The following is a 13,487-nucleotide window of genomic DNA, read 5'->3' as shown; positions in this document are numbered from 1 at the left end:
GGCGGGCACTCAGCGTGGTTCGTTGGTTACCTTTCCGGTGGTGACAAATATTCGGGGGGGGGGGCTGTCCCGCCCTACCGTTTCCGCTTTTCCCTATAGATAACGTCTATGTCTTTAATTCAAAAATGGTCTGGCTGATGTCGGATTTGCATGTTGACCTGCGTTTATCTTTTGTCGGCTTCGATTCTGCGCGGCGCTGTGGCGAGGCGTCTCGGCGTCTTGGGGTTGCGTTTCCCGTGTCGTCGGATAGTATGCCCCAGCGAATAACGGCGGTTTCGATGCGTTCGGTGATCCGGTGAAATCGTCGGTTGGTGCCCACGGGTGTGCGTGATTGATCAAAGAGGATCCTCGTCCGCCACCCGCGGTTTTTCGTTTTCCGCCGGTGGGATACCGGATGCTGTCCCGCTCATTACGATTTCAGGAGGTCTGGCATGAGTGATCCGGAGATGTCGCGGACGAGTCTCCCTATCCGGGGAGGAACTCGGCAGCACGCGTCATCGCTGGACATCCGCGAGCAGGACCCGCAGTTCTCCCCACCGGAGCCGCCGAGCGCGCCCGAGGGGGCTCCCAACGTGGTGGTCGTACTGCTGGACGACATGGGTTTCGGCGCCCCCAGCGCCTTCGGTGGGCCGTGCGAGATGCCCACGGCCGACCGGTTGGCAGAGGGCGGACTGCGCTACACGCGGTTCCACGTGACCGCGGTGTGCTCGCCGACCCGGCAGTCGTTGCTGACCGGCCGTAACCACCACTCGGTGGGAATGGGCGTCACCACCGAGATGGCCAGCGCCGCCCCGGGATACAACGGGATACGGCCGCTGAGCGCGGGCACGATGGGCCAGATCCTGTCCGGTAACGGCTACAACACGGCGGCGTTCGGCAAGTGGCACCAGACCCCGGCGCGTGACGTCAGCGTGGCGGGTCCGTTCGACCGTTGGCCCACCGGTGAGGGCTTCGAGAAGTTCTACGGCTTCCTGTGCGCGGAGATGAACCACTGGTACCCCGTGCTGTTCGACGGCACCACACCGGTGGAACCCGACCGCGGACCGGAGGACGGTTACCACCTCTCCGAGGACCTGGTCGACCGCGCGATCGACTGGGTGCGCGACCAGAAGTCGCTCAAGCCCGAAACCCCCTTCTTCGCCTACCTCCCCTTCGGCGCGACCCACGCGCCCTACCACGTTCCGAAGGAGTACCGGGACAAGTACCGGGGCAGGTTCGACCACGGCTGGGACCGGCAGCGTGAGATCACCCTGGAGCGGCAGAAGGAACTGGGAGTCGTTCCCCCCGAAACGGAACTGGCCCCTTGGGCCGAGGGCGTGCCGCACTGGGACGAACTGTCCGAACAGGAGCAAGAGTCCGCCGCCTCGTTGATGGAGCTCTACGCGGGATTCGCCGAGCACACCGACGACCAGATCGGTCGTCTCGTCAACGAGCTGGAGCAGCAGGGCGAACTCGACAACACCCTGTTCGTCTACATCCTCGGTGACAACGGCGCCTCCGCCGAGGGAGGACTCGGCGGGACGCTCAACGAGCACCGGCACGCCAGCGGTATCCCGGACGACGCCGAGACGATCAACCGCCACCGGGAGGAACTGGGTGACGCGACCACGCACGCCCACTATCCGGTCGGCTGGGCCCTGGCGATGAACACGCCCTACCAGTGGACGAAACAGGTCGCCTCGCACTTCGGTGGAACCAGGGACGGCATGATCGTGCACTGGCCACGCGGCATCGCCGACCGTGGTGGTATCCGTGATCAGTTCCACCACGTCATCGACGTGCTGCCCACCGTCCTCGAAGCCGCCGGGATCCCGCAGCCCGACGAGGTGAACGGGGTCACGCAGCAGCCGGTGGAGGGCACGAGCATGCTCTACAGCTTCAACGACGCCTCAGCGGCGGAACGCCGCCGGATCCAGTACTTCGAGATGGTGGGCAACCGGGGCATCTACCACGACGGTTGGATGGCGGTCACCAGGCACGGCACCCCGTGGGACATGGTCCAGGACGGCACCCGGCACTACTTCGACGACGACCGCTGGGAGCTCTACGACACGAATGTGGACTGGAGCCAGGCCCACGACCTCGCGGCGGAGCACCCGGGCAAGCTCCGGGAGCTGCAACAGCTGTTCCTGGTGGAGGCCAGCCGTTACAACGTGTTCCCCCTCGACGACCGCATGACCGAGCGGGAGAACCCGCGTGAGGCCGGACGGCGCGACCTGCACGGCGACCGTCGGTCGATCACCTTCCACGCCTCCGCCTCACGGTTGACCGAGGAGACGGCGCCCAACGTCAAGAACCGCTCGCACACGCTGACCGCGCGTATCGAGGTCCCCGAGTCCGGTGCGGACGGGGTGCTGGTGGCCCAGGGCGGACGGTTCGGCGGCTGGTCGCTGTACGTACACCAGGGACGCGCCTGCTACGCGTACAACTACTTCGGACTCGAGCTCTACCGGGTGAGCACGGACGAACCGCTCCCCACCGGTGAGCACGAGATCGTGCTCGACTTCGCCTATGACGGTGGCGGTGTCGGCATGGGCGGGATCGCGACCCTCCACGTCGACGGTGAGCAGCGCGGACAGCAGCGGGTGGGCGGCACCATCCCGTACTATTTCGCCTTCGACGAGACGTTCGACATCGGAGTCGACCGTGCGTCACCGGTCACCGACGACTACCCGCCGGTGGACAACGCCTACACGGGCACGCTGCACAGCGTGCGGGTGGATCTCGGTGACGATCTGCACAGCGACAGCGACAGCGAGCGCGACCGCGAACTGTTCAGGGCGGCCCATGACTGACACGACTACGGGAGACTGCTGCGCACCCACCCGGCCCGCGGGTGAGGCGTCGCGGACGGAGACGGCACGTACTCGGGCTCACTCCGGCTCCACCGTGGGGCTGGTGCGGCTCGACGGTGGCGAGTTCCGAATGGGAAGTGAGCGGGACGAGGCTTACCCGCAGGACGGCGAGGGGCCGGTGCGGATGGTGCGGCTCGACCCCTTCTGGATCAGTCCGACGGCCGTGTCGGTGGCCGACTTCGCGGCCTTCGTGGACGCCACCGCCTACCGTACCGACGCCGAACGGTGGGGGTGGTCGTTCGTGTTCGGCGGGCTGCTGCCGGACGACTTCCCGCCCACGCGCGGAGTCGCGGCCGCTCCCTGGTGGCGCCAGGTCGAGGGCGCCTACTGGTGGCGACCGGAGGGGCCCGGATCCGATGCCGGGGAGCGCCCCGATCACCCGGTCACCCACGTCTCCTTCCGGGACGCGCTCGCCTACTGCGACTGGGCCGGGCTGCGGCTGCCGACCGAGGCCGAGTGGGAGTACGCGGCCAGGGGAGGGCTCGATGGAAAACCCTTTCCGTGGGGTGAACAGCTGGAACCTTCCGGACGGCACCGGATGAACGTCTGGCAGGGTGAGTTCCCCGGACGCAACGAGTGCTCGGACGGTTGGTACGGAACCTGCCCCGTGGACGCCTTCGAGCCGAACGGCTACGGGCTGCACAACACCACCGGCAACGTGTGGGAGTGGTGTGCCGACCGGTTCGACCCGGATTTCCCGGCGCGGGACACCCGGCTCAACCCGAAGGGGCCCGAGCGGGGAGAACGTCGCAGTGCGCGCGGCGGTTCCTACCTGTGCCACGAGTCCTACTGTCGGCGTTACCGGGTTTCGGCGCGTCAGGGAGTCACCCCTGACTCGTCCATCGGCAACATCGGGTTCCGGTGCGTCCGCGACGTGTGGTCGAGTGACGAGGAGCAGGAGGCGGCGGGATGGAACGCAGGGAGCTCGAGTACTTCCTGACCATTGCCGACCAGGGGAGTTTCACGGCCGCGGCCCAGACGCTGCGTGTCGCGCAGCCCTCGCTGTCGCACGCGATCGCCTCGCTGGAGAACCGGCTCGGCGGGAGGGTGTTCCACCGGCTCGCACAGGGCGTGAGCCTGACCCCGGCGGGCGAGGCGCTGCTGGAGCCGGCACGGCAGGTGATGCGTGACTTCAGCACGGCCACCGACTCGGTGCGCAGGGTGCTGGGGCTCGCGGGCGGTAGGTTGGACATCGTCGCCCAGACCACCCTGGCCGTGGACCCGTTGGCCGATCTGGTCGGTTCGTTCCTGCGCATGCATCCGAAGGTGGCCGTGCGCATCACGGACCCGGAGCTGGGATCCGATGTCACGGCCGCCGTACGGGCGGGCGAGTGCGAGCTCGGCATGGTCGACTCCACCGAGGACACTGTGGACGATCTCGGCAGCATGGTGCTGCCGGGACGGGAGTTCCTGGCGGTGCTGCCGGCCTCGGCCGATCCGGGACGTTCCGCGCTGACGCCCGCCGACCTCGCTGCGCTGGACTGGGTCAGTACCCCGAAGGGAACCGCGCCCCGCGAGGTCATCGAGAACACCGTGGGCACCCAGGGCAGCAGTCCACACGTGGCGGTCGAGACCGCCCACCAGGCGATGATCGTTCCCAGCGTGCTGGCCGGAGCGGGGGCCACGCTGCTGCCCGCGTCGATGGCCCGGGAGGCCGCCGAACGCGGCGCGGTGACCGTCTCGCTGCGGCCCCGGGTGATCCGGCGCGGGGTGCTGTTCTGGCGCCGCGGTCCGCTGTCGCCGTCGGCTGCGGAGTTCGTGAGCCTGGTGGAGGAACTCGTGCGACGTGGGCCGGGAGATCGCTCCGGAGTGTAGTGGCGGTGCGGGGCGGACCAACGGCTCCTCGTTCGCCGCGCGCCGCTGAGCGGAACTGGTCGTTCCCATTTCGGGAGGCGACACGATCCGGTTCGGAATTTTCTCTTTCGGAAATCGAGAGACAGCTGAATCGAGGCTTGTTCGAAAAATGTTTCGGGTGGCACGGTGAACCCCTTGCGCAGCGGGACTTCGTCCGGAGGTCCTGATTCGCAGGATTTTCGAACAATCCTAGTCGGATTTGTTCGCCGGTGTGCGACATCGTGAACGGAAGGGAGGTGTGGCATGGCGGGGTTGGTGTTGTCGACGTTGGTGGGGTGGTCCGCAAGCGGATCCACGGGGCGCTGGTTCCCGTTCCGGGAGTCGTTGTTTCCGGTCTGGTGACAGCGCTCGTCCGGTCCGCATGTCCCCGATCTTTGGATAGTGATTTCCATGCAAACGTCAAGAACGAATCGCTCCGCGATCGGAGTCGTTTTCTTCGTGTCCGTCGCGGTCTCGGCGCTGGTCGTCCTGTGGGGCGTGGTGGCGCCGAAGGGGTTCGAAGCCGCCACCAATCGGCTGTTCGACCACGTCGTTTCGGATCTGAGTTGGCTTTTCCTGCTCGCGGCGAACTTGTTCCTGGTATACGTGATCTACCTGGGCCTGAGCAGATACGGCAGGATCAAACTCGGAAAGAAGGACGACAGACCCGATTTCGGTCGGTTGTCCTGGTTCGCCATGATGTTTCAGGCGGGCATGGGGCCCTCAATTATCTTCTGGGGCCTGGCCGAGCCGCTGTCGCACTATGTCAACGTCCCGTTCGGCCTTGCCGAGCCCGGTACGGAGGAAGCCGCCGGGGTGGCTGTGCAGTACTCCTTCTTCCACTGGGCGCTGCACCCCTGGGCGATCTACGCCACCGCCGGCCTGGCCGTGGCTTACTTCACCCACTACAAAGGTGAGAAGGCACTGATCAGCGCCATTTTCCGGCCTTTGATCGGCGACCGCGTCGACGGTCCGATCGGAAAGACGATCGACGTGCTGGCGGTGTTGGCGGTCGTGTTCGGGATCGCCGTCGCCCTGGGACAGGCCGGACTGCAGATAACAGCGGGGCTCGGCCAGACGTTCGGGTTGCCCACGGTGATGTTGGTGCAGCTCGTGGTCCTCGGCCTCACCACGGCGGCGTTCATGGTCTCCGCCACCACGCGGATCGAGCACGGCATCAAGTGGCTCGCCAATATCAGCATGCTCATCGCTCCGCTGCTGCTGCTCTTCTACTTCGTCGTCGGGCCGACCGTCACACAGCTCAACGTCCTCACCGAGGGCATCGGTGACTACCTGACCAACATAATCCCGATGAGTTTCCGGTTGGACGCGTTCAGCGCGAACACGGAGTGGTTGGGAAGCTGGACCGTTTTCTACTGGTCGTGGTGGATCGCCTGGGCCCCGTACGTGGGGATGTTCATGGCCCGCATCTCCCGCGGACGCAGCATCCGCGAGTTCGTCGGAGCCACCGTTCTCGTCCCCAGCGTGGTCAGCATAATCTGGATCGCCGTGTTCGGTGGAGCGGCGCTGCGGCTGGCTCGTGAAGGGCAGGCCTCCGACATCGCCGGGACCGTGGCGCAGAGCCCGGCCGCGGGGATGTTCGTGTTCATCCAGCAGTACCCGTTGCCCGTGCTCCTGTCGATCATCACGCTGGTGGTGCTGTGGGTGTTCTTCGTCGCCGGTGCCGACGCCGGAACCGTGGTGCTGGGCGAACTGTCCACCGGCGGCTCTTCGAATCCCAAGGTCTGGGTCCGACTGCTGTGGGGACTCCTGCTGGCGGGCGTCGCGGCGGTCCTGTTGGTCTCCGGCGGCCTCGGCGCGCTGCAGAAAGCCTCGGTGCTCATCGGGACACCGTTCACGATCGTCCTGATCGGCATCTGCGTGGCCTTCCACAAGACCCTGTCCAAGGAGCACGCTCCCTACCTGGCGGAACCCTCGTACGGTCGATCCACCGAGCCCGAGAGCCGCGAGCCCGAGAACCGCGACTCAGGGGACGGTGACTCAGAGGACAGCGAGGCAGGGGATCGGCGGGCCGGAGGTGAGGAACATTCCGACGAGCGTGTGCACCTCCGGTAACCACTGCCGATGATCACGGTTATCCGCGATAGCCGGATCCGGTCCCGATGTCCTCGGACCGGTTGGGTGCCTCGGTGACCATGTATTTCGGACGCGAGGGCACCTTGCTCGAATTGGTGGCGTGTGTGCTGTGGGCCGAGGGGACCAAGCCCGAGTCGCCGGCCGAGGCCGGCGCGGGAGCGTCTTCTTCCGGCGGCTCCGGCGCACGGGTTACCACGTCGAGTTGATCGCCACGCGACTCTCGGCGCTTCGCGCCGTCGTGGACGCTCCTCCCGGAATCGCGCGGGAGGAGCGTCCTTTTCGGAACGCCGCTCGCGGAAGCGGCTCACCCCTGGTGGGTTTCCAGGAACGAGTAGACGTCGGCCTCGTCCACACCGGGGAAGGTGTCCGAAGGCAACGCCGACAGCACGTGCGAGTGTGCCCGTGCCGAGGGCCAGACCATGCCCTGCCAGCGGTTGGCCAGTTCGGCGGGCGGGCGTTGGCAGCACTCGCCGCTCGGACAGCCCGACTTGGAGTGGTTCGTGGTCTCACGCCCCCGGAACCAGCGCGACTCGGTGTAGGGCACGCCGAGTGTGATGGCGAAGTCGCGTCCCCGGCTCGGGTCGACGTGTGCCACACACCAGTGGGTGGCGCCGGGCTTGTCGGTGTACTGGTAGTGGGTGGAGTAGCGGTCCGGGGAGGCGAACACCTGCCGCCCGGCCCAGTACCGACACATCCGCTGTCCCTCGATCGCCCCGGTGGGGTCGGCGGGGAACTCCAATCCGTCGTTGGCGTATGCCTTGTAGATGATCCCGGTCTCGTCGTTGCGCACGAAGTGGCAGACCAGATCCAGGTACTGCGTGGCGAGGTTGGTGAACCGGTGGGCGGCCATCTCGTAGGAGACCGAGAACACGTCGCGCAGGTCCTCCACGGCCAGATCCCGATCCGCTTTGGCCTGGCGCAGGTAGCTCACCGCGGCGCTCTCGGGAATCAGCACGGCGGCTGCGAAGTAGTTCGCCTCCACGCGCTGTCGCAGGAAGTCGGCGAAGTCGCGTGGCTGGCGGTGGCCGAGGGTCAGGTGTCCGAGGGTCTGCAGCAGGATCGTGCGGGGGCTGTGCATTCCCAGCGATTCGCGTCGCAGGAAGATCCGGTTGTGCCGCAGATCGGTCACCGACCGCACCGAACGGGGCAGGTCGGTGACGAAGCGAAGCCCGTACCCGAGGTGCGTGGCGATCGACTGGATCAGCCCTTCGGACAACGGCCCCCCGTGGTAGCCGATACCCCGCAGGATCTCGCCCGCCGATTTCTCGATCTCGGGGAAGTAGTTGCCGTGCTCGCGCATCATGCCGCGCAACTCCGCGTTGGCCGCCCGGGCCTCCTCGGGGGTGGCCACCCGTTTCGTCTCCCTGCGCCGCAGCTCCTCGTAGAGCGCCAGCACGTGTTCCAACGCCTCGGTGGGGACTCGCTTGCCGATCTTCAGCGGTGGCACGTCCAGCTGCTGGTAGAGCGGGTCCAGCTGTGCCTGCTCCACGGCTATCTCCAGCTCGGCACGCCGGTTCGGCGGCTTCTTGGACATCAGTTCGTCCACCGAGCTGTTCAACGCCACGGCCAGCGAGCGCAGCAGTGACAGCTTCGGTTCGCGGTGTCCGTTCTCCAGCAGCGAGAGCTGCGATGGTGCTCGATCGACCCGTTGTCCCAGCTCGGAGAGGGTCAATCCGGCCGCCTTGCGCATGTGGCGCAGCCGCTGCCCGAAGACGAGCAGGTCCTGCTCGTTGGAAAAAGTGCCGCGTTCTTCCGTTGACTCAGCCGTAAACTCCGACATGCAGTTCACTCTAGCAGAAAAATCAAAAAATTTTGCCCGGATTGGGGCTCGTTTTTTCTTGGTCGAGTACCAACACTGGGATCAACAGGCCGCAAGCGATCGGAAGGTGAAAGCCATGAGCCCGCAACCCGGTACCCGTGAACAAGCCCTGCAGGCCGCCAAGGATCTGCAGCGCGACTGGGAGACCAACCCCCGTTGGAAGGGCGTCGAGCGCACCTACTCCGCTGGTGACGTCATCCGACTCCGTGGCTCGGTGCAGGAGGACAACACCCTGGCCCGGCTGGGCGCCGAACGGCTCTGGAACCTGCTGCACGACAACGACTACATCCACGCGCTCGGTGCGCTGACCGGGAACCAGGCCGTCCAGCAGGTCCGCGCCGGACTGCAGGCCATCTACCTCTCGGGTTGGCAGGTCGCCGCCGACGCGAACCTCGCCGGTGAGACCTACCCGGACCAGAGCCTGTACCCGGCCAACTCGGTTCCGCAGGTGGTCCGGCGAATCAACAACGCGCTCAAGCGCGCCGACCAGGTCGCCTGGGCCGAGGCGCTGGACGCCGAGGCCACCGAGGTCGAGCAGGAGGACCGGCACTGGCTGGCCCCGATCGTCGCCGACGCCGAGGCTGGTTTCGGTGGTGTGCTCAACGCCTACGAGCTGATGAAGGGCATGATCCAGGCGGGCGCCGCCGGTGTGCACTGGGAGGACCAGCTCGCTTCCGAGAAGAAGTGCGGCCACCTCGGCGGCAAGGTGCTCATCCCCACCAGCCAGCACGTCAAGACCCTCAACTCGGCCCGGCTGGCCGCCGACGTCGCCGGGGTTCCCTCCCTCGTGGTCGCTCGTACCGACGCGCAGGCAGCCACGCTGCTGACCAGCGACGTCGACGAGCGCGACCAGAAGTACGTCACCGGTGAGCGCACCTCGGAGGGCTTCTACAAGGTCAACAACGGCATCGAGCCCTGCATCGACCGCGGGCTGGCCTACGCGCCGTACTCCGACCTGATCTGGATGGAGACCTCCACACCGGACCTGGACGTGGCCAAGCGGTTCGCCGAGTCCATCAAGGCCCAGTACCCCGACAAGATGCTGGCCTACAACTGCTCGCCGTCGTTCAACTGGCGCAAGAACCTCGACGACAGCACCATCGCCAAGTTCCAGCGCGAGCTCGGCCAGATGGGCTACAAGTTCCAGTTCATCACGCTGGCCGGTTTCCACGCGCTGAACTACAGCATGTTCGACCTGGCGAAGAACTACGCCTCGGAGGACATGACGGCCTACGTCGACCTGCAGGACAGGGAGTTCGCCGCGGAGAAGGACGGCTACACGGCAACCAAGCACCAGCGCGAGGCCGGAACCGGCTACTTCGACCAGATCAGCATGGCGGTCAACCCGGACTCCTCGACCACCGCGCTGGCCGGCTCCACCGAGACCGCGCAGTTCTGAGGGAGCCCTCCCGGGCCGGTTGACGAGTGGTTTCCCGGGACGGAATCTCCGGCCACCGCTCGGGTAGGCCCGATGTCGGGTGGCGATGCTCGTGCCGCGGCCCGTGGTGAGCCGCGGTACGGCCAGACCCCTTCCGCCGCGAGAGCCGGTGAGGCGCCTTCCGGCTCTCGCGGCGGAGGGCGACGACAGTGAGCGCCGTACTCCTGCGGCGGCGCTCATCAAGACGCACCAGCGGCCCTGTGGCGGGGTGTGATGATCGCGATGGTGCGAGTGGGCGGGAACCCGGATCGGTGGGTTCCCGCCCATGCTTGTGTGTCGGGCCCAGCGGTGCCCGCTCGCCGCAGTGGAACCGGCTACGTTCCACGCTCCGTGCCCGACGGTCGGATCGCCGAGCGAGGGCTGTGCCCGTATTCCGAGCGGATTTCGAATTTTGCTCGATCGGGCGAGGTGGGACGCATAGGCTGGCCCCGTGAGTCGCGTGAACGAGATCAACCTCGCAGTCACCGCCAGCACGGGAGAGTGGACGGGACGGATCGGTGCCAGCGGAATCGACAAGCGACCGGTGCGGGGGCCGGTGCGGGTCGAGGTCTCGGGAGTCGCGGGTGACACGGTCTGCGACACCGACAACCACGGCCGCTGGTTCCAGGCCGTCTACGCCTACGACATCGAGGACCTGCGGCACTGGTCCGGCGCGACCGGGCGGGAGCTGCGACCGGGCAATGTCGGGGAGAACCTGACCCTGGAAGGCTGCGACTGCGGCAACGCGGTGATCGGGGAGCGCTGGCGGATCGGCACGGCCGTGCTGCGCGTGACCGGACCGCGCACTCCCTGCAGGGTTTTCGCGGGTTTCTGGGACATGCCGGGGCTGATCAAGCGTTTCACCGACTACGGCAGACCGGGAGCCTATCTGGCGGTGGAGCAGCCAGGGGAGATCACCGCCGGCGACCCTCGCGAGGTGTTGTACCGGCCGGAGCACGGTGTGACCGTCGCCGAACTCTTCGCGTTCCGGATGGGGCGCGCGACGCCCGAACTGGCCGAACACGTGGCGGCGGCCGAGCCCGATCTACCCGAGGACTGGGCGGCGAAGGTTCGCTAGCGGTCTCCGCCGCTCCCGTTCCCCGAGAACCGATGGTGGAACTCGTTCGCGTGCTCGGTTACCGGTGCGCGTGACAATGCTTTTCCGAGGTGCGGGTTCGTCCGCGACGGTCCCGGTGATCGGTGGTGACGGGTGTCAGACGTCGAGCGTGCGGGCGAGTGCTCGCCGCACCTCGGCGAGTTCCTCCTCGGTGGGAGCCAGTTCCGGAGCGAACCGTCGGAGATCTCGCGCGGCCACGGTGCGTACCCGCTCGGTGGCGACCCAGCTGTCGGCGGCTGCCACGTGGACACGCTGCGAGCGCTCGCTCCCTTCCGCGCCGGTCAACGGCAACACGTTGACCAGTGCGCTGTTGGTCGATTCCAGGTGGAAGCGCGACGAGACCACGAGAACCGGGCACTGCCCGCCCTGTTCCTCGTCGTGCACCGGATCGAGATCGACGATCCAGACGTCACCGGGACTGATCGGTTGGACGGTCACGTGAGCTCCCGAATCTCGTTGGTCGGCAAGGTGGCGAACGGTACGTGAATCGGCTCCGCCGCCGGATCGTCCCCCGTTGCCGGATCCTCTCCCGCTGCCGCTGCTCGCGTGCCGGCGGGGTGCCGCTGGTGAGCGTGGCGAAGTGCGCGGACCACGGGACCGCGCCTCCTTCCGGTTCGGCCGTTGACCTCACACAATCGTGTTGTGACACAGCACACCCTGTTGTGATGTGTTGCATTGGGGCAATGATTGGAACACCAAAAGTTTGGCTTCCAAGCGCATAGCGGGAGTCGGCGACCGGTGCGAGGGAAGGGTGCGTAGCGGAATGACCACCGAGCTGGAGCACTTCATCGACGGCAAGCGCGTCGCCGGGACCTCCGGTAACCACGACGACGTGTTCGATCCGAACACCGGAGGCGTGCAGGCCAGGGTGCCGCTGGCCTCCTCCGGTGAGGTCGACGCCGCCGTGCGCGGCGCCGCCGAGGCGCAACGCGAGTGGGCGAACTGGAACCCCCAGCGCCGGGCGCGCGTGCTGATGAGGTTCCTCGAACTGTGCCGCGAGGAGATGGACTCGCTGGCGCGGCTGCTGGCCTCCGAACACGGTAAGACGGTGCCCGACGCCAAGGGCGACGTGCAGCGCGGCCTGGAGGTCGTCGAGTTCGCCACGGGCATTCCCCACCTGTTGAAGGGGGAGTACACCGAAGGAGCGGGCGCGGGCATCGACGTCTACTCGATGCGCCAGCCCCTGGGGGTGGCCGTGGGAATAACCCCGTTCAACTTCCCGGCGATGATCCCGCTGTGGAAGGCCGCCCCGGCCATCGCCTGCGGCAACTCCTTCGTGCTCAAACCCTCCGAACGCGACCCCTCGGTGCCGCTGCGGCTCGCCGAACTGTTCGTGGAGGCCGGGCTGCCACCCGGCGTGTTCAACGTGGTCAACGGCGACAAGACCGCGGTGGACGCGCTGCTGACCCACCAGGACGTTGCCGCGGTCGGCTTCGTCGGCTCCTCCGACATCGCCGAGTACATCCACTCCACGGCCACCGCCCACGGCAAGCGGGCGCAGTGCTTCGGCGGGGCGAAGAACCACATGATCATCATGCCCGACGCCGACCTCGACCAGGCGGTGGAAGCCCTGGTGGGCGCCGGGTACGGCTCCGCGGGTGAGCGCTGCATGGCCATCTCGGTGGCCGTGCCGGTCGGACAGCCCACCGCCGAGGCGCTGGTGGAAAAGCTCACCGAACGAGTCAACGGACTCCGGATCGGGACCAGCTTCGACGACTCCGCCGACTTCGGCCCACTGGTGACGGCCGCCGCCAAGCAGCGGGTCGACGACTACATCGGCATCGGCGTCGAGGAGGGCGCGGACCTGCTGGTCGACGGCCGCGGCTTCCGCATGCCCGAACACGAGAACGGCTTCTTCACCGGTGCGTCGCTGTTCGACAACGTCACCTCGGACATGCGGATCTACAACGAGGAGATCTTCGGCCCCGTGCTCTCGGTGGTCCGCGCCGCCGTCTACGAGGAGGCGCTGCGGCTGCCCAGTCAGCACCAGTACGGCAACGGTGTCGCGATCTTCACCAGGGACGGCGACGCCGCACGCGAGTTCGCGGGCCGGGTGGACACCGGCATGGTCGGTATCAACGTGCCGATCCCGGTGCCGATCGCCTACCACACGTTCGGCGGCTGGAAGCGCTCCGGATTCGGCGACCTCAACCAGCACGGCCCCGACTCGATCCGGTTCTACACCAGGACCAAGACCGTCACCTCGCGCTGGCCCTCCGGCCGGAAGGAGGAGGCCAGCTTCACGATCCCGACCATGCACTGAGCCGCTCCGCCGGCGACCCGGTGGGCCGTCCGCCGCACCGTCGTGCCGACCGGTTCACGCCGCCGGTGGTGACCCCACCGGCGGCG

9 protein-coding genes are annotated in these 13,487 nt (G+C 67.1%); 7 read left to right on the top strand and 2 right to left on the bottom strand.

Going from position 1 to position 13,487, the window contains the following annotated elements; all coding sequences use genetic code 11:
* Positions 1-431 precede the first annotated feature (431 nt).
* The 4 genes from BLR41_RS18695 to BLR41_RS18680 all read left to right on the top strand — a co-directional run bounded on the left by BLR41_RS18695 (position 432) and on the right by BLR41_RS18680 (position 6,764).
* Positions 432-2,795 (top strand): arylsulfatase, encoded by a 2,364-nt coding sequence (locus BLR41_RS18695; protein ID WP_092630740.1) that lies wholly within the window; start codon positions 432-434, stop codon positions 2,793-2,795.
* Positions 2,788-3,795: a formylglycine-generating enzyme family protein gene (locus BLR41_RS18690; protein WP_092630737.1), complete on the top strand. Its 1,008-nt coding sequence runs from the start codon at positions 2,788-2,790 to the stop codon at positions 3,793-3,795. Before BLR41_RS18695 ends, BLR41_RS18690 begins: the two co-directional genes overlap by 8 nt.
* The gene (locus tag BLR41_RS18685; RefSeq protein WP_092630735.1) at positions 3,765-4,670 is read left to right on the top strand and encodes a LysR family transcriptional regulator; all 906 of its coding nucleotides are present in this window, start codon (positions 3,765-3,767) and stop codon (positions 4,668-4,670) included. Before BLR41_RS18690 ends, BLR41_RS18685 begins: the two co-directional genes overlap by 31 nt.
* 429 nt (positions 4,671-5,099) lie before the next feature.
* Positions 5,100-6,764 (top strand): BCCT family transporter, encoded by a 1,665-nt coding sequence (locus BLR41_RS18680; protein WP_092630732.1) that lies wholly within the window; start codon positions 5,100-5,102, stop codon positions 6,762-6,764.
* 325 nt (positions 6,765-7,089) lie between these two features.
* Here BLR41_RS18680 and BLR41_RS18670 read toward each other — a convergent pair whose 3' ends face one another.
* Positions 7,090-8,565 (bottom strand): XRE family transcriptional regulator, encoded by a 1,476-nt coding sequence (locus BLR41_RS18670; protein WP_092630726.1) that lies wholly within the window; start codon positions 8,563-8,565, stop codon positions 7,090-7,092.
* A 115-nt stretch (positions 8,566-8,680) separates the two neighbouring features.
* On the opposite strand from BLR41_RS18670, the gene aceA reads away from it, so the two are divergent.
* Entirely contained in the window at positions 8,681-10,003 is a 1,323-nt protein-coding gene (gene aceA, locus BLR41_RS18665) for an isocitrate lyase (RefSeq protein WP_092630723.1), read from the top strand.
* A gap of 469 nt (positions 10,004-10,472) precedes the next feature.
* Positions 10,473-11,099, top strand: a complete 627-nt coding sequence (locus BLR41_RS18660) for an MOSC domain-containing protein (protein ID WP_218120245.1) — start codon at positions 10,473-10,475, stop codon at positions 11,097-11,099.
* Positions 11,100-11,234: 135 nt separating this feature from the next.
* Here BLR41_RS18660 and BLR41_RS18655 read toward each other — a convergent pair whose 3' ends face one another.
* Entirely contained in the window at positions 11,235-11,576 is a 342-nt protein-coding gene (locus BLR41_RS18655; protein WP_092630717.1) for a type II toxin-antitoxin system PemK/MazF family toxin, read from the bottom strand.
* Positions 11,577-11,901: 325 nt separating this feature from the next.
* Between BLR41_RS18655 and BLR41_RS18650 the strand changes: the two genes are divergently transcribed.
* Positions 11,902-13,401, top strand: a complete 1,500-nt coding sequence (locus BLR41_RS18650) for a CoA-acylating methylmalonate-semialdehyde dehydrogenase (protein WP_092630714.1) — start codon at positions 11,902-11,904, stop codon at positions 13,399-13,401.
* Positions 13,402-13,487: the final 86 nt, after the last annotated feature.

This window comes from Actinopolyspora mzabensis, from assembly GCF_900101095.1.
GTDB lineage: Bacteria > Actinomycetota > Actinomycetes > Mycobacteriales > Pseudonocardiaceae > Actinopolyspora > Actinopolyspora mzabensis.
This window is presented reverse-complemented; position numbering and strand designations above follow the sequence as displayed.

Bases quoted from the DNA above. Each gene is read 5' to 3' on its own strand.
- BLR41_RS18695 (WP_092630740.1), top strand. From the start codon at position 432: ATGAGTGATCCGGAGATGTCGCGGACGAGTCTCCCTATCCGGGGAGGA.
- aceA (WP_092630723.1), top strand. From the start codon at position 8,681: ATGAGCCCGCAACCCGGTACCCGTGAACAAGCCCTGCAGGCCGCCAAG.
- BLR41_RS18680 (WP_092630732.1), top strand. From the start codon at position 5,100: ATGCAAACGTCAAGAACGAATCGCTCCGCGATCGGAGTCGTTTTCTTC.
- BLR41_RS18685 (WP_092630735.1), top strand. From the start codon at position 3,765: ATGGAACGCAGGGAGCTCGAGTACTTCCTGACCATTGCCGACCAGGGG.
- BLR41_RS18650 (WP_092630714.1), top strand. From the start codon at position 11,902: ATGACCACCGAGCTGGAGCACTTCATCGACGGCAAGCGCGTCGCCGGG.
- BLR41_RS18670 (WP_092630726.1), bottom strand. From the start codon at position 8,565: ATGTCGGAGTTTACGGCTGAGTCAACGGAAGAACGCGGCACTTTTTCC.
- BLR41_RS18690 (WP_092630737.1), top strand. From the start codon at position 2,788: ATGACTGACACGACTACGGGAGACTGCTGCGCACCCACCCGGCCCGCG.